Annotated in this window: 22 protein-coding genes; 11 read left to right on the plus strand and 11 right to left on the minus strand. The window is 73.8% G+C overall.

Annotated features, from left to right (window positions below):
• Positions 1–155: 155 nt before the first annotated feature.
• Positions 156–386, minus strand: a complete 231-nt coding sequence (locus tag DVA86_RS09535) for a lantibiotic dehydratase (protein WP_208877364.1) — start codon at positions 384–386, stop codon at positions 156–158.
• Positions 387–607: 221 nt separating this feature from the next.
• On the opposite strand from DVA86_RS09535, the gene DVA86_RS09540 reads away from it, so the two are divergent.
• The gene (locus DVA86_RS09540; protein WP_208884553.1) at positions 608–1,498 is read left to right on the plus strand and encodes an ABC transporter permease; all 891 of its coding nucleotides are present in this window, start codon (positions 608–610) and stop codon (positions 1,496–1,498) included.
• Positions 1,499–1,646: 148 nt separating this feature from the next.
• On the opposite strand, the gene DVA86_RS09545 is transcribed toward DVA86_RS09540, so the two are convergent.
• The 4 genes from DVA86_RS09545 to DVA86_RS09560 form a co-directional block, all read right to left on the minus strand.
• Positions 1,647–2,714, minus strand: a complete 1,068-nt coding sequence (locus DVA86_RS09545) for a sulfite exporter TauE/SafE family protein (protein ID WP_208877366.1) — start codon at positions 2,712–2,714, stop codon at positions 1,647–1,649.
• Between the two features lie 270 nt (positions 2,715–2,984).
• A complete protein-coding gene (locus DVA86_RS09550) occupies positions 2,985–3,443 on the minus strand; it encodes an RrF2 family transcriptional regulator (RefSeq protein ID WP_208877367.1) in 459 nt (152 codons plus the stop codon).
• Between the two features lie 165 nt (positions 3,444–3,608).
• Entirely contained in the window at positions 3,609–4,082 is a 474-nt protein-coding gene (locus tag DVA86_RS09555; RefSeq protein ID WP_208884554.1) for an indole-3-glycerol phosphate synthase, read from the minus strand.
• A 113-nt stretch (positions 4,083–4,195) separates the two neighbouring features.
• Positions 4,196–5,089, minus strand: coding sequence for a pyrimidine reductase family protein (locus DVA86_RS09560; protein WP_208877369.1), 894 nt, complete (start codon positions 5,087–5,089; stop codon positions 4,196–4,198).
• A gap of 66 nt (positions 5,090–5,155) precedes the next feature.
• On the opposite strand from DVA86_RS09560, the gene zapE reads away from it, so the two are divergent.
• Positions 5,156–6,289 carry a cell division protein ZapE gene (gene zapE / locus DVA86_RS09565; RefSeq protein ID WP_245996459.1) on the plus strand — a complete coding sequence of 378 codons (1,134 nt, stop codon included), beginning with the start codon at positions 5,156–5,158 and terminating at the stop codon, positions 6,287–6,289.
• A 197-nt stretch (positions 6,290–6,486) separates the two neighbouring features.
• A complete protein-coding gene (locus DVA86_RS09570; protein WP_208877372.1) occupies positions 6,487–7,878 on the plus strand; it encodes an alkaline phosphatase PhoX in 1,392 nt (463 codons plus the stop codon).
• A 166-nt stretch (positions 7,879–8,044) separates the two neighbouring features.
• On the opposite strand, the gene DVA86_RS09575 is transcribed toward DVA86_RS09570, so the two are convergent.
• The 4 genes from DVA86_RS09575 to DVA86_RS09590 are packed head-to-tail and all read right to left on the minus strand — an operon-like array spanning position 8,045 to position 12,232.
• On the minus strand, positions 8,045–8,713 hold the full coding sequence (locus DVA86_RS09575) for an ABC transporter (RefSeq protein WP_208877373.1): 669 nt from the start codon (positions 8,711–8,713) through the stop codon (positions 8,045–8,047).
• On the minus strand, positions 8,710–9,621 hold the full coding sequence (locus DVA86_RS09580; protein ID WP_208877375.1) for an ABC transporter ATP-binding protein: 912 nt from the start codon (positions 9,619–9,621) through the stop codon (positions 8,710–8,712). The genes DVA86_RS09575 and DVA86_RS09580 overlap by 4 nt, the downstream gene beginning before the upstream one ends.
• An 11-nt stretch (positions 9,622–9,632) precedes the next feature.
• Entirely contained in the window at positions 9,633–10,799 is a 1,167-nt protein-coding gene (locus tag DVA86_RS09585; RefSeq protein WP_208877377.1) for a DUF1152 domain-containing protein, read from the minus strand.
• Complete coding sequence (locus DVA86_RS09590; RefSeq protein WP_208877379.1) at positions 10,796–12,232, minus strand: coproporphyrinogen-III oxidase family protein; 1,437 nt, start codon at positions 12,230–12,232, stop codon at positions 10,796–10,798. The genes DVA86_RS09585 and DVA86_RS09590 overlap by 4 nt, the downstream gene beginning before the upstream one ends.
• Positions 12,233–12,458: 226 nt before the next feature.
• On the opposite strand from DVA86_RS09590, the gene DVA86_RS09595 reads away from it, so the two are divergent.
• From DVA86_RS09595 to DVA86_RS09625, 7 genes are all read left to right on the plus strand, one after another.
• Positions 12,459–13,712, plus strand: coding sequence for an ATP-grasp domain-containing protein (locus DVA86_RS09595; protein ID WP_208877380.1), 1,254 nt, complete (start codon positions 12,459–12,461; stop codon positions 13,710–13,712).
• A gap of 12 nt (positions 13,713–13,724) precedes the next feature.
• Positions 13,725–14,963 carry an ATP-grasp domain-containing protein gene (locus tag DVA86_RS09600; RefSeq protein ID WP_222623306.1) on the plus strand — a complete coding sequence of 413 codons (1,239 nt, stop codon included), beginning with the start codon at positions 13,725–13,727 and terminating at the stop codon, positions 14,961–14,963.
• On the plus strand, positions 14,960–16,216 hold the full coding sequence (locus tag DVA86_RS09605) for an MFS transporter (RefSeq protein WP_208877384.1): 1,257 nt from the start codon (positions 14,960–14,962) through the stop codon (positions 16,214–16,216). The genes DVA86_RS09600 and DVA86_RS09605 overlap by 4 nt, the downstream gene beginning before the upstream one ends.
• Positions 16,213–17,217, plus strand: a complete 1,005-nt coding sequence (locus tag DVA86_RS09610) for a GNAT family N-acetyltransferase (RefSeq protein WP_208877386.1) — start codon at positions 16,213–16,215, stop codon at positions 17,215–17,217. The genes DVA86_RS09605 and DVA86_RS09610 overlap by 4 nt, the downstream gene beginning before the upstream one ends.
• A gap of 64 nt (positions 17,218–17,281) precedes the next feature.
• Complete coding sequence (locus DVA86_RS09615) at positions 17,282–17,992, plus strand: peptidyl-tRNA hydrolase (protein ID WP_245996460.1); 711 nt, start codon at positions 17,282–17,284, stop codon at positions 17,990–17,992.
• 124 nt (positions 17,993–18,116) lie between these two features.
• Positions 18,117–18,980 (plus strand): TIGR04222 domain-containing membrane protein, encoded by an 864-nt coding sequence (locus tag DVA86_RS09620; protein ID WP_208877387.1) that lies wholly within the window; start codon positions 18,117–18,119, stop codon positions 18,978–18,980.
• Between the two features lie 99 nt (positions 18,981–19,079).
• Entirely contained in the window at positions 19,080–20,735 is a 1,656-nt protein-coding gene (locus DVA86_RS09625) for an alpha/beta hydrolase (RefSeq protein WP_208877388.1), read from the plus strand.
• A gap of 39 nt (positions 20,736–20,774) precedes the next feature.
• Here DVA86_RS09625 and hemQ read toward each other — a convergent pair whose 3' ends face one another.
• Both hemQ and hemG read right to left on the minus strand, forming a co-directional pair.
• Entirely contained in the window at positions 20,775–21,491 is a 717-nt protein-coding gene (gene hemQ, locus DVA86_RS09630; RefSeq protein ID WP_208877390.1) for a hydrogen peroxide-dependent heme synthase, read from the minus strand.
• A gap of 4 nt (positions 21,492–21,495) precedes the next feature.
• Positions 21,496–22,923 carry a protoporphyrinogen oxidase gene (gene hemG, locus DVA86_RS09635; protein WP_208877392.1) on the minus strand — a complete coding sequence of 476 codons (1,428 nt, stop codon included), beginning with the start codon at positions 22,921–22,923 and terminating at the stop codon, positions 21,496–21,498.
• A gap of 136 nt (positions 22,924–23,059) precedes the next feature.
• Between hemG and DVA86_RS09640 the strand changes: the two genes are divergently transcribed.
• Positions 23,060–24,001, plus strand: a complete 942-nt coding sequence (locus tag DVA86_RS09640; protein ID WP_208877394.1) for a DUF4349 domain-containing protein — start codon at positions 23,060–23,062, stop codon at positions 23,999–24,001.
• Positions 24,002–24,072 lie beyond the last annotated feature (71 nt).

Raw genomic sequence — 24,072 nt, forward strand, 5'->3', positions numbered from 1 at the left:
CCGCCGCGTTCTGCTCGGCCGGGGCCGCGGGCCGTCCGGCGCGCCCGACGCGCCCCGGCCCGCCGCACATGGTCCCGCGAGCGGTCCCGGCCCGTCGGCGGGTCCGTCGTGGCCGAGGACCGTCCTCGAACGCCGGACGGGCTTGAAGGACACGCTCACCTGAGGAGCAGCGCCGCGTCCCACTCCCCGGCGGGCGCGCCGTCCGTCGCGAACGTGTGGAGGACCGCGGCGCCGTCGCTGAGCCGTACCAGCCGCAGCTCGTCCCGGTCCGCGCAGACGCCGATGTCGTCGAGGTCGAGGGTGCCGGGCGCGGCACGGTCGGCGTAGACGGCGACCGGGATCTCGTGGTCGAGCAGCCGGGGGTCTGGGCGACGTTGGCGCCGCATCACCACAACGTGTGGTTTGGGTAATGCGCCGCGTTCCACGGGGGCGTGGGGGAATACCGTCCCGTGTCGAGAGGGCGCGGTAAGGGGCGTGCCGTACGAGGGCGTTGTACGAACGCGCCCGTCGAGCGCGTTCGTACGCGAACGCCGGATGCGGCCCGTACGGCGGCACCGGGCGGCGACACCGGACGCGAACGCCGCTGGACGGACAGGGAGCGCGTGTGATCACCGACGACCCCCGGCAGCACGACGGTTCCCCCGCCGACGGTTCCCCGGGCGACGGCTCCCCCGCCCTCCGGTCCCGCCGCTCCGGCCCGCGGCGGGAACTGCGCGCCGTCCACGCCCTGGTACACCGCGAGTTGCTGCGGCTCATCGGCGAACGCACGCGTACGGCACTGGTCCTCGTCCAGCCCGTCTTCTATCTCCTGCTGCTCGGCGGCGGCCTGGCGTCCGTCATCCCCGACCGGACCGTGGGCGGCGACTACCGCGCGTTCCTGTTTCCCGGCGTTCTGGTGATGACCGTGCAGGCACCGGCCATGGGCGTCGGCATGCGCCTCATCATCGACCGGGAGAGCGGCTACCTCCGCGAGACCCTGATGGCACCCGTACGCCGCTCAACCCTGCTGTACGGGAGCTGCCTCGGCGGTACGACCGTGGCGACCACGCAGGGCGTCCTGCTGCTGGCACTGACCACCGGCCTGATCGGGCTGCCGTACCACCCGGCGCTGCTGGCCGTCCTGCTGCTCGGCATGATCCTGACGGCCTTCACCTTCTCGGCGCTGACGCTCGCCCTGGCCGTACGCATCCGCACCGTCGAGACCTTCGGCACGGTGCTGGGGCTGGCGATGATGCCGCTGCTGTTCCTCTCCGGGGCGTTCTTCCCGCTTACGGCGCTGCCCTCGTGGGTGGCCGTACTGACCTCGCTCAACCCGCTGTCGTACGCCGTCGACGCGCTGCGCCGCTGCATCATGCACTACGCGCCGGGCCACAGGGCGGTGGGCGGCCCGGAATGGGCGGGCTGGCAGCCGCCCGTACCGCTGGAACTCGGCGTTCTGGCGGCGGCGGGGGCGGGGGCTCTGCTGTGGGCGGCCCGAAGGTTCGCCCGCCCCGAGTGACCCGGCCCAACGAGCCGCACCACAAACCAGCCCGTCCGGCGCTTGAGGACGGACCCCGGCCCGGTCCCGGAGTGGAGGGCCGGGACCGGCGCCCCCACGGCGGTGGCCGGGGGACGCCCTCAAACGCCGGACAGGCTTGGGCGTTGCGTCAGACCGCCGGTGTCGGCTCCGTCGGTTCGTCGGGGCCCGACGAGTCGTCACGGGCCCCGGCGGCGGCCCCCGCCGGGGCCCCGGCCGCGGCCCCGGCCGGTTCGTGGACCCTGCCGGCACCGGCGTCCGCCCCGGACTCCGCTGCCGACTCGTCAGCGGAAGCGGAAGCGGAAGCGGACCCAGCCGCAGCCCGCGCCTCCGCCTCCGTCCGGAGGTGCGCCCGTATGGAGTGCGTGACGGCCGCGGCCCAGAGCGCGTAGACGACCACGTACACGGTCCATACGACGCCCTCGCTCGCGTTCAGCCAGTCGCCGCGCAGCAGGGTGCGGGCGTTGGTGAGGATGATGACTCCGCCGACCGCGGAGCCGAGCACGCGGGGCGGGATGTGCCGGACGAGCCACGCGGCGATCGGGGCGGCGATCACGCCGCCGAGCAGCAGCGCGGCGACCCACGTGGCGTCGATGCCCTCGGAGCCGAGCCCGGCCAGGAAGCCCAGGCTGGCGGCCACGGAGACAAGGAACTCGCTGGTGTCGATGGAGCCGATGACCTTACGGGGTTCCATCCGCCCGCTGGCCAGCAGCGCGGGCGTGCCCACGGGGCCCCATCCGCCCCCGCCGGTGGCGTCCACGAAACCGGCGACGAGGCCGAGCGGCGAGAGGAAGCGCCTGCGCAGCGGCTTGTCCAGGTTGGTGGTGGGCAGCCCGGAGACGGTGAATCGGCTGAGGACGTAGATGCCGAGGGTGAGCAGGATGAGGGACATCACGGGCTCGGCGGTCTCGGTGGAGAGGTTCGAGAGGAAGGTGGCGCCGGCGAAGGCGCCGATGGCGCCCGGTACGCCGATGCGTGTCACGACCCGCCAGTCGACGTTGCCGAAGCGCCAGTGCGCGGCCCCGGACACGAGCGTCGTGCCTATCTCGGCCAGGTGCACGGTCGCGGAGGCGGCGGCCGGGTTGGTGCCGACGGCCAGCAGCAGCGTGGTCGACGTGACGCCGTACGCCATGCCCAGACTGCCGTCCACGAGCTGGGCGCCGAGCCCGGCCAGTGCCAGCACGATCAGTGTTCGCATGCCCGCCCTCGCGATTCCCTAGCTTTCCTAGTGATTAAGCAGGAATAGACTGCCTGGCTGTCCGCCGAGCCGCAAGATGTGTTCAGCATGCGGGCACGAACGCGAGACGAGGCGCCCGTGATCCGAGACGCCGCAGGTGAGAGGGGTGCCCCCGGAAGGCGCCGCACAGGGTCGGCCGAAAGGGCCGCCGAGAGCCGCTCAGGCGGCCGGTCAGGCGCTGGTCAGCGCGACGACCGGCGGGCGGACCGCGAGCGGGCGGTCAGCGACCGGTCAGGGGTTGGTCCAGGCGGCCGGGTTGTCGGCCAGCCTGTGCACCCGCGCGGGCAGCGTGGCCGAGGCCACATCGGCGAGCGTGACCTCGCCGAGGATCTCGCGGACGTTGGCGCGTACGGCGACCCAGAGCGGCAGCAGCGACTCCGCGGGCCCGGTGTAGCTCAACTCCGGGGGGCGGGCGCCCCGTACGGACACCAGCGGACCCTCCACCTCGCGGATCACGTCGGCGATGGTGATGGTGTCGGCGGGCGCGGCCAGGCGGTAACCACCGTTGCCGCCGCGCTGGCTGACGACGAGGCCGCCGCGCCGCATGTCGTTGAGGATGCCCTCCAGGAACTTGTGCGGGATGCCCTGGGCGAGCGCGATGGCCTCGGCCTTGACCGGGTCGCTGTCGCCCGCGGCCGCCAGTTCCAGCGCGGCACGCACCGCGTAGTCCGCTCTCGCCGAGATCCGCATGGGTCCATTATCCGCCACCGGACCGGCGCCCGGTGCCATACCCCGCAAGCCCGCGCCCGGACCGCGTACGCCAGCGCCCGGGGGCACGCGAAGACGGGAAGGGTGACGCCGTACGGGAGGGCGACGCGGACGTATGGGAGGGCGACGCGGACGTACGGAACGAACTCAGTCGTCGTCCGAGTGCGCGAAGAGCTTCAGCACCGGCACACCCACCCTGTGCCGGGCCCGCGAGGCCCAGTCCCGGTGGAAGAACTCCTCCACGAGGTGCGGCGCGGTCAGCACGATCACCTCGTCCGCCTTGGTCTGGGCGACGACGGAGGTCAGCACGTCGAGCGGGTGCTTCTCGATGATCTGCCCGATCGCGTCCGCACCCACCTCCCGCAGGGACTTCAGCGAGTGCTCCAGCGCGAGCCGCGCGGGCTGGAGCGCCTCGCCGCCCTCGGGCTCCTCGCTCTCGTGTACGGCGTCCTCGAGCTCGCCGAGCACGACGTCGTCGAGGGCGCGCAGCAGCCGGTCCTGGTCACCGCGGGGCTGCATGAGGACGACGAAGGAGACCGGCTCGTCCCCGTGCAGGGTGGTGACGAGCTCCACGTCGGCGGACACCAGCGGCTTCTCGATCATCAACACGGTCGTGAACACGGAGGTGCCCTTCTCTTTCACGAGGCCAGCGGACCCCTACAGAAACCATTCTGCCCCGTGGTCACACGGGTCTGCGCTCTTCAGTCTGCCCGATCAAGGTTAAGCGGAAGGCGTTATTCCGCTGATTCGTGCACACTCCCCCGGAGCGGAGCCCCGCCCTCCGGTGCCTGGTGACCGGCCCTCCGGTAGCGGGTGAACAGAAATCCCTCCTCCTCCAACAACGACTCCAGTACGAACTCGGCGGGCGTCTCCACCTCGGGCGCGTCCATCACCCTCGCCGCGCTCCCCAACGCCACCCGGGGCGCCACGGCGAGGCAGAACTCGTCGAGTACCCCGGCCGCCGCGAACTGACCCAGCAGCCGCGGCCCGCCCTCCGTGAGCTGCCTGCGCAGCCCGCGCCGGGCCAGCACCTCGACCGCCCGCGCCGGATCGACCAGCGCGCCGTCCCCGGCCACCAGCACCTCGGCGCCCGCCTCGCGCGCCTCCGCCAGCCTGTCCTCCGGGGCGGCGGACCCGGTCAGTACGAGCGTCGGCACCCACGGCTCGGTGAACAGCGGCAGCGCGAAGTCCAGGTCCAGGCTCCCGCTCACCACCGCGATCGCCGGCGCCGGGCCCTGTCCCGCCGACGCGCGCCGGGCCGCGAAGCCCTCGCGCCGGCGGGCCGGGCGGTATCCCTCGTGACGTACCGTTTCGGCACCCACGATCACCACGTCCGCCAGGCCGCGCAGCACGCCGAAGATCCGCATGTCGGCCGGAGAGGAGAGCGGCTTGGAGTGGCCGCCGTGGTAGGCGGCGCCGTCCAGCGAGCCGACCATGTTCGCGCGCAGCCAGCTGCCGGACGCGGCGTCCGTACCGCCCGCGGCGTCCGTACGAGGGAGCTCCGGGTAGGCGTACGCGTCCGCCAGCTCCTCGAGGCTCCACTCCCCGCCGTCGGCGGTCTCCGCCGGGCCACCGGCGGGCTGGGCTGCGGATACGTCGGGTCGAGCGGAGGGGAACAGGCGTCGCATAGTCGGCAGTGTGGCATGCCGCACGGAGCCCGCACCGGCTTATTGACGCGCCGTAGCATGAAGGACGTGTCCACCACCGCCTCCCGGACCGCCGACTCCGCGGCCGCCGCCCCGCTCTCCCTGTGCACCCGGCGCCCGAAGGTGCCTGCCGAGCGTCTGGTCGGCGCGATGGTGCCGCCACCCCGCTTCGACTCCGTCCGTTTCGAGACGTATGTCCCGGACCCCGGGCAGCCCAGCCAGAGCGAGGCCGTACGGGTGCTGAGCGGCTTCGCGGCCGGGCTCGGGCCCGGCGGGACCGGCGGACCCGGCGGACCCGGCGGAAACGCGCCCGACGGCGGCCTGAAGCGCTGGTTCCGGCGGGGCGGCAGGGGCGCCCGGCGGGCGCCGGGCGTGGGCGGGTCGCGCGGGGTGTACCTCGACGGCGGCTACGGCGTCGGCAAGACGCACCTCCTCGCCTCCCTCTGGCACGCCGCGCCCGCGCCGGCCGAGCGGAAGGCGTTCGGCACCTTCGTGGAGCTGACCCACCTGGTCGGCGCGCTCGGCTTCCAGCAGGCCGTCCGTACGCTCAGCGGCCACGCGCTGCTGTGCATCGACGAGTTCGAGCTCGACGACCCCGGCGACACCGTCCTGGTCTCGTCGCTGCTCGGCAAGCTGGTGGACGCGGGCGTGGCGCTCGCCGCCACCTCCAACACGCTGCCCGGCAAGCTCGGCGAGGGCCGGTTCGCCGCCGCCGACTTCCTGCGCGAGATCCAGGGCCTGTCCGCGCACTTCCGCGCGCTGCGCATCGACGGCGAGGACTACCGCCACCGCGGCCTCCCGGAAGCGCCGCCTCCGGCCGACGACGCGCGGGTCACCCGTGCCGCGTACGGCACGCCCGGCGCCGCGCTCGACGACTTCCCCGCACTGCTCGCCCACCTGGCGACGGTCCACCCCAGCCGCTACGGCGCCCTGTGCGACGGCCTGGCCGCGGTCTGCCTCACGGACGTACGGCCGGTGCCGGACCAGGCGACGGCGCTGCGCCTGGTGGTGCTGGCGGACCGGCTGTACGACCGCGAGGTGCCGGTGCTCGCCAGTGGGGTGCCGTTCGACGCGCTGTTCGGCGAGGAGATGCTGGCCGGCGGGTACCGCAAGAAGTACTTCCGCGCCATCTCCCGGCTCACCGCCCTCGCCCGCGACGGCGCGAAGCTCGGCGCGGCCTGACGCGGGGCCTGGCACGCGACCTGACGCGTGCGCCGTACGGGCCCGGCACCGGCCGCCGTACGGGCCCCGGCGCGGGACCGCTCAGGGGGTACGGCGCGACTCGCGTAGATTGACGCGGCCCGCCTGGTGTTCGATCGGCTGATTCCCGTGGTACACACACGTGGTCCGTTCGTCCTGTCCGCCAACAGGGAGTGTCCATGTCCACGACCAGGCGTGAAGTTCTCGCAAGATCAGGTGCCTTGGGAGCCGGCATCGCGTTCGCAGGAAGCATCCCGGAAGTCTTCGCGGGTACCGCCCACGCACAGGGAACAGGCGGAGGAGACGGCTACGGCCCCCTCGTCGAGGACCCGGACGGCCTGCTCGACCTGCCCAAGGGGTTCCGCTACAAGGTGCTGTCGAAGGAGGGCGACGAACTCCGTTCCGGCGAGGGCAAGGTGCCCGGCAACCACGACGGCATGGCCGCCTTCGCCGGCTCCCGCGGTCACGGCCGCGGCGGCCACGACTCGGTGTGGCTGGTGCGCAACCACGAGAACCGCATGGACGGGAAGGTGCCCGTCCCCACCGTCGACGGCCTGACGTACGACCCCGAGGCCAAGGGCGGCTGCACCGTTCTGGAGCTGGACGGTCACAACGGCGTACGCGACGAACGCGTCGGCATCGCCGGCACCTCCACCAACTGCGCGGGCGGCCACACCCTTTGGGGCACCTGGCTGACGTGCGAGGAGACCGAGTTCAAGGCCGGAGAAGAGGGCTACACCAAGGACCACGGCTTCATCTTCGAGGTCGCCTTCGGCAACGGCCACCGCACCGTGCCGGAACCGCTCACCGCGATGGGCCGGTTCCAGCACGAGGCCATCGCGATCGACCCCGGCACCGGCGTCGTGTACGAGACGGAGGACGCCTTCGAGTCCCCGTTCGGCCTCTTCTACCGCTTCCTCCCGAACCGCCCGCGGGGCGGCTTCGACTCGCTGCGCGCGGGCGGCACGCTGGAGGCCATGCGCGTACCCGGCGTACCGGACCTGTCCGCGGTGCACGAGACCGGCAAGACGTTCCGCGGCATCGAGTGGGTGGAGGTACCGGACCCGCTGGCCAAGGAGACGGCCATCCGGCACCAGGACTTCGGCAGCAAGGGCATCACGCACGCCCAGAAGCTGGAGGGCTGCTACTGGGGCGGCCGCTGCGTCTACTTCGTCTCCAGCTACGCCAAGAGCGACGAGGGATCCGCCGCCGACCACTACGGCCAGATCTGGCGCTACGACCCGGAGGGCAACCACCTCACGCTGGTCGTCCTCTTCGGCCCCGACAGCGACCTCGACATGCCCGGCGAGGAGCCGGACAACATCTGCCTGGCGCCCAGCGGCGGCCTGATGGTGTGCGAGGACGGCGAGGGCGCGCAGCACGTGTACGGGCTGACGAAGCGCGGCAAGGTCTACCCGATGGCGCGCGGTGCGCAGAACATCGGCACTCCGGACGAGCCGGCGTGGGGTGAGTTCGCGGGTGTCACGTTCTCGCCGGACAGCCGGACGATGTACGTGAACTGCTATACGCCGGGCACGACGTTCGCCGTCACGGGCCCCTGGCGGCACTGACGCCAGCGCGGAGCGCGCGCCCCTCAAGCGCGTCCGCACCCCCTTCAAGCCCGTCCGGCGTTTGAGGACGGACCCCGGCCCGTTCCCGGGCCGGGTCCGTCCTCAAACGCCGGACGGGCTGACTTCGCTGAGGTACGACCTCAGCGTGCCGGTACAGGCGGGACGCTCAACGCCGTCGCGAGGCGAGGGCGCAGGCGACGGCCGTCGCCGCGGCCGCCACACCGCACGACACCGCGAACGGCAGCCACGGCACCGGCACGGCCCCGTCGTGCGACGCCGTGACCAGCCCCCGTACGGCGGCGTTCGCGGGCGAGACGCCCACGACCAGGACGAGCAGCGCCGCCAGCATCGTCGAGCAGACCGCCCAGCCGGTGCTGTGCAGCAGCGGCCGGTTGCACAGCGCGCCGACGGCCGTGCCGAACAGCGCGCAGGCGAGCGCGGCCAGCAGCCCCGCGCCCGCGGCGGGCAGCAGTGGCACCCGTGTGGCCCCGTCGGTGGTGTGCGGGTCGCTGATCACCAGGACCACGGCCGTACCGGCCGCGCCCAGCACCGCCGAGGACAGGAACCCGGCCAGCACGCTCGCCAGATGCGTACGGGCGGGCCCCAGCGCGGCGGCTGCGCAGTGCCGGGCGGACTCGGGCTCACCCGTCACGCAGACCCGTACGAGCCACGCGGCCACCGGCAGCAGCGCCGCCGCGGCGAAGCCGAGGGAGTCCAGCAGCGGCTGGCCCGCCTGCAGGCCGACGCCCACGCACACGGCGTACAGCAGGAGGGGCGGCAGCCAGCGCTGCGAGCGGAGCAGCAGGGCGAGCTGGTAGCGGACGAGTGCGCTCACGGCCGGTGACCACCCTCCGCGGAATCCGCCTCCGGTGCAGTGGGAGGCTCCACCGTACGGATGTGCCACGGCGGCCGCGCCGCGAGCAGTGCGCGCAGCAGCGCATCGGAGTGTGCGGCCGGAACGGTCAGCCGTACGGAGCCGTCCAGGCCCGGCTCACCGCGCGGCGCGCCGGGCAGCCCCACGGGCAGGGCCGCGCCGGGCGGGCCGGTCACGGTGACCCGGGCCGTTGGCCCGGAAGCGGCACCGGCGGCGGCGCCGGAATCACCGGCGCCGGAATCAGCGGCCGCAGCCCCCGCCGCGGCCGCCACCCGCCCGTCCGCCACCCGCAGCACGGTGTGCACCGAGTCCGCCAGCCGCCGCGGGTCGTGGTCCACGTAGACGACGGTGCCTGCGTCGGCGACGCGTTCGGCGACCGCGCGGTCCAGTTCGTCGCGGGCCTCGCGGTCGAGGCCCGTCCAGGCCTCGTCCAGGACCAGCAGCCGGGGCTCCGCAAGCAGCGCCTGGGCGACGGCCACCTTCTGGCTGCTGCCCTTCGACAGGTCGGCCATGGGCGTACGCGCGTACGCGCCCGCCCCGAAGCGCTCCAGCCACTCCCCTGCCGCGCGCGCGGCGGCGCCTCCGCGCAGCCCGCGTGCGCGCGCCTGATGGGTGAGGTAGCCGGCGGCGCTGAACGGGAGTGCGGCGGGGAAGCGTTCGGGCACGTACGCGGTACGGCGCGGCCGTCCCGTGATGCGTCCCGAGGACGGCGCGTCGATGCCCGCGAGCAGCCGCAGCAGGGTGGACTTGCCGCTGCCGTTGGTGCCTTCGACGCGCAGGACGGCCGCCTCCGGAAGGTCGGCGTCCACGCCGCGCAGCACCCAGGGGCCGCCCAGCCGGTAACGCCGTCCGACGCCACGCAGTCTCATGGCGGACCAGCCTAGGCGTACGGCCGCCCGGCTACTGCCCCCATGTCGCGGCCCGTTCGGGCGAGCGTCAGGAGGGGGCCCTTTGCGGACAGGGCGTTGCGCAGGGCGGGGATGTGCTCCCAGGGGAGGCCGAGCGCGCGGGCGGCGAAGCGGAAGGTCGCGTGGGACGCGTCCGACGGCTCCGTACGGAGGGCTTCCCGCAGAGTGTCGCGGCTCGTGAGGGGACGGGCGCTGTCGGGCGGCGTGCGGTGGCTGTCCGGGTCGCGCCGTTCGTGGTGCGGTCCCTGCTGCCGTTCATGCGGCCGCCCGTGCTGCGGTCCATGGGGCGGTCCGTGCTGCCGTTCGCGCTCGATCTCGTGGAGGCCGGTGAGTCCGGCCGAGAGGTCCGCGGCCTCCTCCAGCGTTCCCGGTCTCTTCTCCACGAGCGCCTGGGCCACGACGTTGTGGCCGATCGCGCCGTCGAGGGTCTGACGGCGGACGCCGGCGGAGTCGTCGGTCAGTTCGAGGGAGCGCGTCACGGTCCTGACCGTGCCGCGTTCCCCTTCGATCGCGGCGGCGAACAGGGCGGACGCCTCGGAAGGATGCCAGGACAGCGCCGCTCCGGCCGCTTCGACGGCGTACGCGCCCGGCGTGATGCGGGAGCTTTCGCTGCGGGCGACGACCTCGCTCCGGGGGACTTCGCCGTCGGCGCCGGGCGCGGCCACGTACACGGTGGCGTCGACTCCGGCGATCCGGCAGGCGGCGAGAACCATGGCGTCCGGGAGCGGGCTGGCCAGGGTGGGCTCGTCGCCGTGGGTGAGCACGTCACCGCCGATGTCGACCACGTGGACCCGGTGGTACCCGCACGAGGCCATGCGGAAGACCTGCTCGGCCAGGGCCCGCAGGCCCGCGGTCGGGTCCATCAGCACCAGACGGCCCGGGAGGTCACCGGCCAGGCGCGGCAGTGTGGAACCGGCGGGCCCGACGGGCCGGGTGCGCGGGGAGAACAGGGGGCCTTCGGCCGCCCGTTCCAGGCCGTCGAAGTCGGCGGCTCCCAGCGGGCCGGGGGTGGGGTCGACTTCGGGACGCTCCCACGCGTACGTGGCGATGGTGGGCTCGGTGACGCCGAGGGCGGCGGCGGTGATGGCGGCACCGAGCGGGTCACCGCCGCCTCCCGCGGCGATGAACAGCTCGCTCACGCGGGCTCCTTGAGGTCGATGCCGGTGATGCGCACCGGATCCGCGCCCATGGTCTTGCGGGCGCGGCGGTTGGCCTTGTGCAGTCCCTCGTAGTGCTCGCGGTCCAGGGTCTTGACGTGCTCGGAGTAGAACATCCAGGACAGGATGTCGCGGTACTTGAAGCCCTTTGGAGTGAGCTGGACGCGGCGGCCGAGGCGGTGGATGAGGCCGTTGGTCTCGGCCGCGTCGAGTACGGCCGTCACCTCGCCACCGATCCTGTCGAGGCCGAAGCGGTCGAGTTCGGACAGGTCGAGGTCGAAGGTGTCGAGGACGAGGCGCTTGCGGACGATCTCCTCTCCGGTGAGCGGGAAGCCGGTGACGGGGGCCAGCTCGTGGTTCCGGGCCTTGCGGATGTAGTCGGCGACCTCCTTGGCGGAGGGCCGCACGCTGCCCGTCATGTAGTCGAGGACGGAGGTGTACGAGCGGGCGCCGACGCCGAGGCCGAGCAGCGGGACGCCGCGGAAGGTGAGCACCTTCTGCACGTAGCCGCCGCGGCCGGGCTTCTTGTAGCGGACAGAGCCCTCCTGGACGTACCCGGCGCCGGTGAGGACCTCGCGGGCGTAGTCGTAGCGCTCGTAGAGGGCGGGGTCCCACATGTACTGGTACGAGCCGGTCTTGGAGAACCAGGCGTCCGGGCGGACCGTGAGGAAGTAGGTCGAGACGGTGGTGGGCTCCAGCCTGGCCAGCTCGTCGACGCTGTGCCGCCAGGATTCGGGGGTCTGCCCGGCGAAGCCCATGATCAGGTCCGTGGACAGATCCGGAAGCCCCTGCTCCTGGACGATGCGGACGGCCTCGCGGATGACGTCTTCGTTCGACCTGCTCCGGCCGGCTTCCCTGATCTCCTGCGGGACGAGGGACTGGATGCCGATGTTCGCCCGCGTCAGCCCCAGTTCCAGCAGGCGGGCGAAGCCGTCCGGGTTGTCCACGACGCTGTCCGGGGTCGCTTCGATCGCCACCTCCTCCACCGTGGAGCGCCAGTTGGGGTAGATCTCCGCGAGCGTGGTGAAGATCTGCTCGAAGTGCTCGGTGCGCAGCAGGGCCGGGGTGCCGCCTCCGATGTAGACGGTGCGCAGCCGGCGGGCCTGGATGATCGCCGCGTGGTCGCGGATCTGGGTGCACAGGGCGTCGGTGTAGGCGTCGTACACGTCCTGGTCGGTGGAGATGACCGTGTAGAGGTTGCAGAAGCCGCACTTGACGTTGCAGAACGGGACGTGCAGATACAGATTCAGCTCGGGAGACTGGTGGTTGGCCAGGTCCCGGTCCCAGACCTCGCCGACGTCCCACGCACCCGGCTCCAGGGGCCGGTAGGCGGAGCGGGGCGGGTAGGAGTACTGGTAGGGCGGTATGACGCCCTGGCTGATGTGGTCGGCGAGCTGGTCATGCAGGCTGGTCACGTGCTGCCCCCTGTTTCGGTCCCCGAGGTGTGCGGTCACGCGTGAAGACGACCTTGCGCAGCGCTCCGTGCGTGGAGCGGACAAGCGAAGCTACGGTCGGGGCGCGTCACGTGTCCATGGGCGGCGGCTTGTTCGGAGGTTGCTCTGAAATCCCTGCCGGGCGGCCGAGTCGGCTTTGTCGGTCACGACGATGGCCACGGGGCTTCCCACCCGGTTGAGTAGGGCGATGAACATCGGCACAGACCCCTGCGGGGCCGGGGTGCTGGTCGTCGAGCCGATGGGGAACGCCGGCCGTTTCCTCGTCGATGCCGCCGACCGGCTGGGCGTCCGTCTGTACGCGGCCACGCACAAGGACATTCACGACTCGTACAGCCCCTCGCTGCGGTCCGCGCTCGCCGGGGTGTGCGAGACGGACCTGGCGGACACCCCGCGTGCCCTGGAGGACATGGAGGACTTCTGCCGGCGCCACTCCGTCGCGGGAGTCGCCGCCTGCTGGGAACTCCTCACCCCCCTCGCCGCGCTCCTCGCGCGGCGGTTGGGCCTGCCCGGCAACGACCCTGCCCTGGCGCACGCCGCCCGGAACAAGATCCTCATGGGCGAGGCGTTCGCCGCCGCCGGTGTTCCGGCACCGCGGTGGACGGCCGTACGGGACTCCGCGCAGGCCCGCGGGGCCGTGGCGGAGCGCGGCCTGGGGTGGCCGCTGGTGGTCAAGCCGGCGGAACAGGGCGGGTCTTGGGGGGTGAGTGTGCTCGACGGGCCGGACCAGCTTGACGCGGCGATGGCCGCGGCGCAGCGGCACACGTACGCGCAGCCGCACGGACTGCGGCTCGACACCAGGGTGCTGGCGCAGGAGTACATCCCGGGTGAGGAGTTCTCGTGCGACACGATCGTGGCGGACGAAGTGGCGTATCCGCTGCCGGTCGTACGCAAGGACACCACCTCCGGTGCCCACCGGATCGAGACCGGTCACACCTGCCCGGCCGGGCTGGCGCCGTCGACGGCCCGGCTCGTCCGGCACACCGCGGCCCGCGCCGCGCTCGCGGTCGGGATCAGGAACGGGATCGCGCACACCGAGGTGAAGATCCCTCCGGGGGCGGAAGTGGCCTTCGTACTCGAGACCGGGGCGCGGCTGCCGGGCGGGAACCTGTGCGAGGTCGTCGAGACCGCCACCGGGGTCAGCGAGGCGGTGGCCTACCTGCAGACCGTGCTCGGCCGTGTCCCCGACACCGCGCCGACGCGTACGGACGCCGCCGCCATACGATTCCTGCTGCCCCGGTCCGGCGGCAGGCTGCGGCGCGTGTCCGTCCCCGAGGTCTCCGGCACGCACAGCGAACTCCACCTGGGTGCGGGCGACACGGTGCCCGAGCCCGAAGACTCCTCGTGCCGGATCGGGCAGGTGGTCGCCCGCGCGGGGACCGTCGCCGAAGCCCGCCGGCTGGCGGAGGACGTCGCCGCCCGGACCCGAGTGGAAGTGAGCTGAAACCCCGTGAAGATGGCGTTCCTGAGGTCGGTGGACATCCAGCGTGCCGACCCCTACATCCAGCAGGCGGTGGACGAACTCTCGGCGAAGGGTGTGCGGTCGGGCCTGTTCTACACCCACGGGCAGGCCGGCGAGGCGGACTTCCCCGGCGAGCGGCTCCCGCTGGACCCGGGGCTGGGTGCGCGCGAACTGGCCGAGCGGGTCGCCGACTGGGGCGCGGACGCCGCCGTCTCGATCTCCCTGCCCTGTGAGAACGCCCTGCGGGACGCGGCGGCCGGGCAGATCCTCAGAGCCGCGGGGATTCCCACGGTGGTCTCTCCGGTGGAGGTGACATGGGGCCTGGTCGACAAGTGGGACTGCAAGCAACTCCTCACCCACGCCGGCCTCGACGTGCCGAAGGGCTTCCGCGCGGACTCCGACCTCCTGCACGGCCGCGGCCTCACGGTCCCCGGGTACGCGGACGCCATCCGCGCGGCGGCGGCGGAGACCGGGTTCCCGTTGCTGTCCAAACCCGTGTGGGACTCCACCAGCATGGGCATCCGGCCCATCCCCGACGAGGCGGGACTGGAGAGCTATCTGAGCGCTCCGCCCCCGGTGTCCGCGGTCGTCGAGGAGGTGGTGCACGGGGACCTGTGCAGTGTGGACATCGTCGGCGCGCCGGGCGCGTATCAGGTGCTTCCGGTGTGCTGGACCGGTGTCGCGGCGGCGCAGCCGGTGTTCACCTTCGCCGACCTGCGCTGGTGCGGCCCCCGCCCCGAGGCCGACGCGGCGTTCGAGCCGGTGGCGAAGAAGCTCACCGACCTGTTCGCCGGTCTCGGTGTCGAGGGCAGCGTCAACGTCGACATGATCCACACCGCGGGCACGTACCGGATCCTGGAGGTCAATCCGCGCATCGGCGGCGCCACGACCCTGTCGTGCGCGGCCTCCGGCACCAATACCTTCCGTACGCTCGCCGCGCTGGCCCTCGGGCAAGAGCCGGCCGGGGCGCCCGTACGGACGGGGTGGGCCATCGAGTTCCTCGTCCCCGACGGTGTTCCCGAACGGGCGAGGGCGGAGCTGGCTCGCGGCCTGGAGCTGGTCACCCTGCACGAGCTGGTGATCGACGGGTTCAGCCACGGCGACATCGTCGTCTTCACCCTCCCCGAGGGCGAGGAGCCACGGACGCTCGAAACCCTGGCGGGAATGCGCCGTTCGACCGGCTTCCCCTCGGCGGACGTCGTGGAGAAGATCGCCCGGCTGCTCGCCCCGTGACCACCAGCGCGCCGTCCCGCCCCCGCCCCCGCGGCATGTCCCGGATCCTGGGGCTTCCGCCGCTGCGCGGCCACGGCCTGTTCATCACCGGCCACTTGATCGACTCGCTCGGCAACGGCATGCTCCTGCCGCTGAGCCTGCTGTACTTCACCGACGTACGCGGCCTGCCGCTCGCGTCCGTCGGGATCGCCGTCACCGTGGGCCAGGCCATCGCGCTGCCCGTCACCTTCCTCGCCGGGCGCGTCATGGACCGCGCCGGGCCGAAGGCCGTGGTCGTGGGGGCCAACCTGCTCTCCTGCGCCGGATTCCTCGTCTTCCTGCCCGCGCGGGAGCTGTGGCACGTCGCCGCCGCCTACGTGCTGGTACAGGCGGGAATCAACGGGTACTTCACCGCGCAGCGCACCCTCGTCACGCATGTCACGGCCGCCGCCGAGCGACGGGCGTGGTTCGCCTTCACCGGCAGCCTGCGCAACGTCGGGCTCGCCGCCGGGGCCGGGCTCGCGGCGGGCGCACTCGCCCTGTCCGGCGAAGGGGCCCTCCAGTGGATGATCGCCGTCGACGCCGCCACCTATCTCCTCGCCGCCGCCTGCTTCGCCTCGCTGCGCACCACCAAGCCCGCCCCCCAACCCCCCACCGGCGGCGGACAGCTCACCCGCACGGACAACACGCGCCGCTACCTGCTGCTCGTGTCCCTCAACATCCCCTACGTCCTGGCCCAGGCCCTCCTGTCGGTCCTCATCGCCCTCTACGCCACCCGCACCCTCGGCCTCCCCGCGTGGTCGGCGAGCGTCGTGTTCGTCATCAACACCGTGATCGTGTCCACCCTGTCCACTCCGATCACCGCCCACCTGGCCCCGAAGGTCCCCCGCCGCGCGGTCGGCGGCGGATACCTCCTCATGACCCTGGCCATGCTCGCCTTCGCCGCCCCGGCCGCCCCCGGCCTCGCGTTCACCGCCTGGAGTGCCCTCGTCGCGGGGATCGTGCTGTTCAGCGTGGCGGAGATCCTCCTCGGCCCCGCGATGAACGAGCTGTCGGTCAGCCTCACCCCCGATGCCGCCTCCGGCTTCACGCAGGGGCTGTACCAGTTCTCCTGGGCGTCCGGCATGATCGCCGCACCGGCCCTGTTCACCTTCCTCCTCGACACCGGGCCGCTCGCACCGTGGGCGGTGGAGGCCGCCTTCTGCCTCCTGGCGTGCCTCGCCTCGCCCGCACTCAAAGCGCCGAACCGACACCGCCGAAGGAACCGCCGTTGAACACGGACCTCGTCCACAGCATCCACGACGTCCCCGCCGGCGAGTGGGACCGCCTGGCCCGGCAGACCAGCCTCTACCTGTCCCACCGCTGGCTCGCCGGAGAGGAACAGGACCCCACCGCGACCGCCTCCTACGTCCTCGTACGGGACCGCGAAGGGGCGATCCTCGCCGCCACGCCCCTCTACGAAGTGCACGAGGAGCCCAACGACAACTACCGGACAGACACCGTCCTGTCCTCTCCCGCGAGCCCGCGGGTCATCGCCGGAGCCCGCCGCGGCTACCACAACTCCCCCCTCACCGCCCCCGGCCTGACCGCGGATCAGCGCGCGGCCTGCCTGACCCTGCTGCGCGACGCCGCCCGCGCACACGCCGGCCGCCTCGGCACCACCCACTGGTGGCCCTACCTCACCCGGGCCGCCGCCGACGCCCTCGCCCCCCTCTACCGGGAACGCCCCCGGCACCAGCAGGACGACGCCACCATTCCGCTGCCGGGCCACGGCTTCGACGACTACGTCGCCTCCCTGCCCGCGAAGCGCCGTGCCGGCGTGCGCAGTGAGCGCCGCGCCTTCGCCGAGTCCGGACTCGACCTCCGTATCCAGCCGCTCGGCGACTGCTACCAGGACGCCGGCAGCCTGCTCGCCGGCCACCAGAAGTCGCACGGCCACGCGCGCGACAGCACGGGCGTCATGACGGAGCTGCTGAAGCGGCAGGCCGAGGCCATGGGAGACACCGCACGTGTGGCCGCCGCGTACGACCAGGACCGGATGATCGGCTTCTGCCTCTCCTACCACTACGGCGCCACCACCTGGATCAGGGCGGTGGCCGCCGACAAGGAGCACCCCGCGCCGTACGCGTACTTCAACCTCGCGTACTACCTGCCGATCGAGGACGCCTACGCCCACAAGACCACCGCGCTGCACGCCGGCATGAAGAGCATCGAGGCCAAGCGCCTCCGCGGCGCGGAGGTGAGCTCGCTGTACGCGCTTCACGACGTCCCGTAGCAGACGTACGGCGTCCGCCCCGGCCGCCCGCCGGAAGCGGCAACGCGGCTGGCAGACTTGCCGCGTGAGCGCATCCGTACCGCCGGCCGCACCCGGAGCCCCTTCCGACGAGCAGGGCCAGTACGTGCTCCCCGTCGTCGTCCGTATGGAACGCGCCGCGCCGCCCGCCCGTACGGACGCGCTGGAGACCGCCGCCCGCGCCGTGCTGACGCTGCTCAGCGACTCCCGTACGGAGGACGATGACGGCGAGTGGCACAAGCGCGTACGGCTCTGGGAGGAGCGCGGCATCCGCAAGGTCGTACGCCGCGCGCGCGGAGCCGAGTGGCGCCGCGCGGAGGCGCTGCCCGGGATCACGGTGACGGGACAGGCCGCGGAGGTACGGGTGTTCCCGCCCGTCCCGCTCGACGGCTGGCCCCGCGATCTGGCCCGGCTCCAGGTGTCCGGCACGGACGTGGCGGACCCGGAGCCGCCGCCCGCGCCCGCCCCGGGGACGCCGGTGCTGTGGATCGGTCCGGAGCTGCGGATGTCGGCGGGCAAGGCGATGGCGCAGGCGGGGCACGGCGCGCAGTACGCCTGGTGGGGCCTGCCGGCGGCGGCCCGTACGGCCTGGCGTGACGCGGGTTTCCCGCTCGCCGTGCGTACGGCGGAATCGGGCGTACGGTGGGCGCGGCTCACGGGCTCGGGGCTGCCGGTCGTACGGGACGCGGGTTTCACGGAGATCGCGCCCGGCTCGTGCACGGTGGTCGCGGACCACCCGGACCTGCCCCGCGGCTGAGCACCCTGCGGCGCGCACCAGACGCACCGCAGACCGACGGCAGACGCACCGCGTCGCGCCGGTCGCCCGTCCGGACTCCGGAACACGTATGGCGCTCACGCCCCGCCCCCGGTAGAACTCACCCATGTGGGTGCTGCTCCTCCTCACCGCCTGGGCGGTCGCGTTCGCGGCCTGCGCGCGGCTCTGCCACGCCGCGCTCACCGCCGGGGCGGCGCCCGAGAGCGCACCCCCTGAAGCGGGTACGGGCCCGGACGCCGGCCGCCGACTCACCCTCTACGAGACGGCGTTCCTCTCCGGCGGCCCGCACCGCGTCGCCGATCTGACGCTCGTCTCGATGTCCCGCGACCGGCGGCTGCTCCTCGCGCACACCGGCTGGGCCACGGTCGTCGACCCGGAGGGCCGCGACGACATCGAGCGCTCCGTGATCTCCGCCCTCGGCCCGGACGGGCAGTCCCGCATCCCGCCCGTACGTGCGGCCCTCGCCGCCGCCGACGCCGTACGCGCCCTGGCCGAACGGCTGGCCGCCGCCGGGCTGGCCGTGCCGGACCGGGTGCGTACGAACGTCACCGCGGCCACCCGGCAGGTGCGCGGCGCCGCGCTGCTGGTGCTCGTCATGGGGCTGCTGACGGCGCTGCTGGCCGACACGGGGAGCGACCGGGGCACGGTGGCGCAGTGGTTCTCGCTGCCGCTGGCCCTCACCGCGGGCGCCCTGGCCATCGCCCGTTACGAGGCGCACGCGTACACCCGCTGGGCGTCCCCCGCCGGGCTGCGGCGGCTGCGCGACGACACGGCGGCGGACACGGACCGCGCCGCAGCCGCAGCCGCAGCCGCAGCCGCAGCCCCGACGGGCGACGCCGCCCCGTACGCCCGTGACGCCGCCGACCGCGCGCTGCTGACCGCGCTGGCCCTGCGCGGCCCCGCGGTGCTCACCCAGCCGGACCTGCGCGCGGCACTCGGGGGTACCCGGTCCCCGCTTCGGGGGCATTGACGCGACACCGCCCGCAGGTGCTTTACCCGTTCAACTACCGCGCTGAGCATCCCTCGTGTCCGCCCACACCCGGGACCACAGAGGGAACGAGGACACTCAGTGCGAGCAGTTGCGCTCTACGGCACGCTCGGCGCCCTGGCCCTGACGGCGACCGCCGTCGCCCCCGCCACCGGCGCCGCCGACCCCGCCACGCCCGGCGCCGCCGCGCGGGCCGACGGGCAGACCGCGGAGGTGCGCGGCGTGCGCACCGCCGTACGGGAGGCGGCCGCGGCCGGCATCGACTGGCACAAGTGCCCGCCCGCCGGGAAGGAGCCCGTCCCCTCCCAGTGCGGCACGGTGCGCGTCCCGGTCGACTACGCAAAGCCGCACGGCGAACGGATCTCCCTCACCGTCAGCCGTGCCCGCGCCACCGGCGGCAAGAAGCGCCACCAGGGCCCGCTGCTCTACAACCCCGGCGGCCCCGGCGGCAACGGACTGCGGTTCCCGCTGTACGGCTCGCAGCTGGGCGGCACCTGGAAGCGGCTGCAGCAGAGCTACGACCTCGTGGGGTACGCGCCGCGCGGCGTCGGCCCGTCGGCGCCCGTCTCCTGCCAGGAGCCGCGGGAGTTCGCGAAGGGCCCGAACCGCGCGCCGCGGCGCCCCTCGGAGTCCTACAAGCGCCAGATGCGCGAACGCGCCGCCGCGTACGCCCGCGGCTGCGCGCGCGACCAGGGCGCCCGGCTGGCGCACTTCACCACCGCCGACCACGCCCGCGATCTGCACGTGATCCGCGCCGGGCTGGGCGCGCGGAAGCTCAGCTACCTCGGCGTCTCATACGGCACCTACCTCGGCTCCGTCTACGCCACGCTGTTCCCCGGGCACGTCCGGCGCCTCGCCCTGGACAGCGTCGTGAACCCCGACCGGCGCAAGATCTGGTACCAGGCGAACCTCGACCAGAACACCGCCTTCGAGCGCCGCTGGCACGACTGGAAGCGCTGGGTGGCCCGGCACGACGACGTGTACGGGCTCGGCACCACCCCCGCCCGCGTCCAGCGCGCCTTCGACACGGTGCGCGACGCGGTGGACCGGAACCGGGACGGCGCCGACCGCCCCGTCGGCTCCCGCGAACTGCTCACCGGCTTCCTGGACGTGGTGTACGCCGACCACGCCTGGGCCGGGCACGCGCACGCGCTGGCCGAGTACCGCAAGGGCAACCGGCGCCCGCTGCTCGCCCTCGCCGCCCCGGAGACGGGCGCGTCCGCGGCCGCCGCCGCGGAGAACAGCAACGCCGCCTACAACGCCGTCGAGTGCGCCGACGCCCCCTGGCCGCGCGACTGGACACGCTGGGACCGCGACAACGCCGTACTCGCCGCCCACGCGCCCCTGAACACCTGGGAGAACGCCTGGATGAACCTGCCATGCGCCTACTGGCAGGGCCCCCAGTCCCGGCCCGTGGAGGTCGGCACCGAGCCCGGCGCGCTCCCTCCGGTGCTGCTGCTCGCCGCCTCGCGGGACGGCGCGACACCGTACGAGGGCGCGCTGGAGACGCAGCGGCGGCTGCCGGGCTCGTCGCTGGTGACGGAGCGGGGCGCCGGTTCGCACGGCATCGCGGGCGGCCCCAACGAGTGCGTCAACCGGCACCTGGAGGCGTATCTGCTGCACGGCAGGACCCCGGGCCGCGCCGCCGACTGCGCGCCCCGCCCGGAGCCGCAGGCCGACCGCGGTGCGCGGGGCGCGCCCGGCCCGGACGGCGCGCGGGTCACGGACCGCGGCTAGCTCCCGTACGGACTGGCCCGTACGGCCCGGCCTGACCCGTCAGGCCAGCCCGGACACCAGCTCCTGTACGGGCTTGCGCCGCCCCGTGTAGAACGGCACCTCCTCGCGGACGTGCAACCGCGCCTCGGACGCCCGCAGATGACGCATCAGGTCCACGATCCGGTGCAGCTCGTCGGCCTCGAAGGCGAGCAGCCACTCGTAGTCGCCGAGGGCGAAGGAGGCGACGGTGTTGGCGCGTACGTCCGCGTAGCCGCGCGCCATCTTGCCGTGCTCGGCGAGCATCCGGCGGCGGTCCTCGTCGGCCAGCAGGTACCAGTCGTAGGAGCGCACGAACGGGTACACGCAGATGTAGTCGCGCGGCTCCTCGTCGGCGAGGAACGCCGGGATGTGCGCCTTGTTGAACTCCGCCGGCCGGTGCAGCGCCATGTTCGACCACACCGGCTCCAGCGCGCGGCCCAGCCGGGTGCGGCGGAAGCGGTTGTACGCCTCCTGCAGCGCGTCGGACGTGCCGGCGTGCCACCAGATCATGACGTCGGCGTCCGCGCGCAGCCCGGACACGTCGTAGGTGCCGCGTACGGTCACGTCCTTGGCGGCGAGCTGCGCGTACAGCTCCTCGACCTCCTCCGCGTACCCGGTGCGGTCCTCGGGCAGCACCTCGCGGAGCCGGAAGACCGACCACAGGGTGTAGCGGATGGTCTCGTTGAGGTCCTTGGCCTTCTTGCCCGCGTTGGGGGCCTTCTCCGGTGCAGCAGTCATGCGGTCATTGTCCCGCGCCCGCCTCCGCGCCCCGCGCCAGGGTGGCCTCCGCCGCCCGCCACGCGCTCGCGATGCACGCGGGGATGCCGACCCCGTCGTACGCGGCGCCGCACACGGCCATCCCGGGCAGCGCGGCCAGGTCCCGGCGGACGCGGGCGACGCGGTCCAGATGCCCCACCGGGTACTGCGGCAGGCCGTCGTCCCAGCGGCTCACCAGCGCGTCCACGGGCTTCGCGGACAGCCCGAGGGCGGCCTCCAGATCGTGCCGCGAGGCGGCGACCAGCTCGCCGTCGTCCCGCCGCAGCTGCTCCTCCTCGCCGTACCGTCCGACGGACGTGCGCAGCACGAACAGTTCCGGGTCCTGCGCGCCGCTCCACGCCCACTTGTTGGCGGAGAAGGTGGACGCCTTGATGGTGCGGCCGTCCACGGGCGGCACCAGGAAGCCGCTGCCGGGCGGGGTGCCGTCGAGGTCCGCGCGCCGGAACGCGAGGGTGACGAGCGCCATCGACGCGTACTCGACGGCGGCCAGCTCGGCCGACGCGGCCGGCGCCTCGGCGGCCAGCAGCCGCGCGGCGGCGGGCGCGGGGACGGCGAGGATCACGGCGTCGGCGGCGAACGTCTCTCCGGCGCCGCCCCCGGCATCCGTGCCGACGTGCCAGGTGCCGGCCTCGCCGCTGCGGGCGCGGCGCAACTCCCGTACGGAGGTGCCCGTACGGAGGTCCCCTCCGGCGGCGCGGCACGCGTCGGCCGTTGCCGGGGGCAGCCGTCCGATGCCGCCGTCGATGCCCATGAAGACTGGTCCGGACGCGGCAGCGCCCGCCGCGGCCTGCCGTTCCTGCAGGGCGCGGACACCGGCCAGCAGGGAACGTTCCGCGCGGGCGGCCTCGTACAGCTGCGGCACGGCGGCGCGCATCGACAGCCGGTACGCGTCGCCCGCGTACACGCCGCCCAGCAGCGGCTCCACGAGCCGGTCCACCACCTCGCGGCCCAGCCGCTCCGCGACGTACGCGCCGACCGCCACGTCCTCGCCGACCTCCGTACGGGGCAGCGTCTCGTCCTCGGCGATACGCGCGAGCCCGTCCGGCGACACCACCCCGCCCAGCGCGGCCGGGTCGGCGGGCACGCCCATGACGTGCCCGCGGGGCATGGGGCGCAGCGCGCCGCGCGTCCAGATCGACGCCCCCGCGGTGGCGGGCGGCTCCAGCGCGTCGCCGAGCCCGACGGCACGCGCCAGGTCCACCCCCTCGGGGCGGCGGGCGAGCATCGCCTCCGCGCCGAGGTCGACGGCGGCGGCGCCGGCGATGTCGCCCGCGTACAGCTTTCCGCCCAGCCGCGGCGACGCCTCCAGCAGTGTCACGGCGGCGCCGTCCCGGAGCAGCCGGTGGGCCGCGGCAAGCCCGGCGATCCCGCCGCCGATCACGATGACGTGCATGTCACCACTTTCCCAGACCCGCCGTCGCGCCCGGCACGAGCCCTCGACGTGACCGCTTCGCAACCCCCGTACGGCAACCGGCGCCCGCGCCGCCCCGTCCAAGGTGCGACAACCACGAGGCGTGGGGGGCGGATTGATGCGGAGTCCGGTGGTACGGGGGGCCGTGGCGCTCGCCGCGGCCCTGCTGGTCGCGTCGGCCGGGGTCACCGGCTGTACGTCGGGCAGCGACGGCGGCGGTTCAGCGGACGGCCCGGAGAGGGCGCGCGACGGGAAGGCGGGGCAGGAGGCGGCGCAGAAGGCCGCACCGGAGGCGGAGGCGGGGGCCGAGGCGGACCCGTCGGCGGGCGCGTCCGAGGCACCGGCCTCCCCCCAGGAGCACATCGTCCGTACCGCCGAGGTGGCCGTGGAGACGGAGGACGTGCCGGGCGGTCTCGCCGAGGCCCGTGCGACCGTACGGGCCGCCGGCGGTTACGTCGGCAGCGAGACGACGGACAGGGACCCCGACGGCGGCGAACGCTCACGCGCGACGCTGCGCGTGCCGCCCGCGGAGTACGAGTCCGTGCTCGGCAAGCTGTCCGGGCTCGGGGAGCTGCGGGAACGGAAGGTGTCGGCGAAAGACGTCACCGACCAGATGGTGGACGTACGCAGCCGGATCAAGACGCAGCAGGCCAGCGTCGAGCGCGTACGGAAGCTGATGGACGACGCGGAGAAGCTGTCCGACGTCGTGACGCTGGAGTCCGAACTGAGCACCCGGCAGGCGGACTTGGAGGCGCAGCAGGCACGCCTGAAGTCGCTGGAGGACCGCACCGGGATGGCGACGCTGACGCTGATCCTGCGCGACCCGGACGGGTCGTCCGGCTCCGGCGGGGACGGCGGCACGTCGGTCGGCGACGCGCTGGCAGGCGGCTGGGGCGCCTTCGTGGTGATGCTGCGGTGGGTGGTCATCGCCCTGGGCGCGACACTGCCCTTCGCGGCTGCCGCGGCCCTCCTGTTCCTGGTCTGGCGCGCTGTACGCCGTCGCGGCGGAGCTCCCGCCGCGACGGCACGGCCCCCTGGCGGCGAAGGGCCGGCGGACTGAACCGGCCGGCCCGGCCGCCGCGCACGGCGGTTGCCGCGGAGCCGCCGTACGGCAGTCGTTCCCGTACGGCG

The sequence above is a fragment of the Streptomyces armeniacus genome, from assembly GCF_003355155.1.
In the GTDB taxonomy this organism is placed as follows: Bacteria; Actinomycetota; Actinomycetes; order Streptomycetales; family Streptomycetaceae; genus Streptomyces; species Streptomyces armeniacus.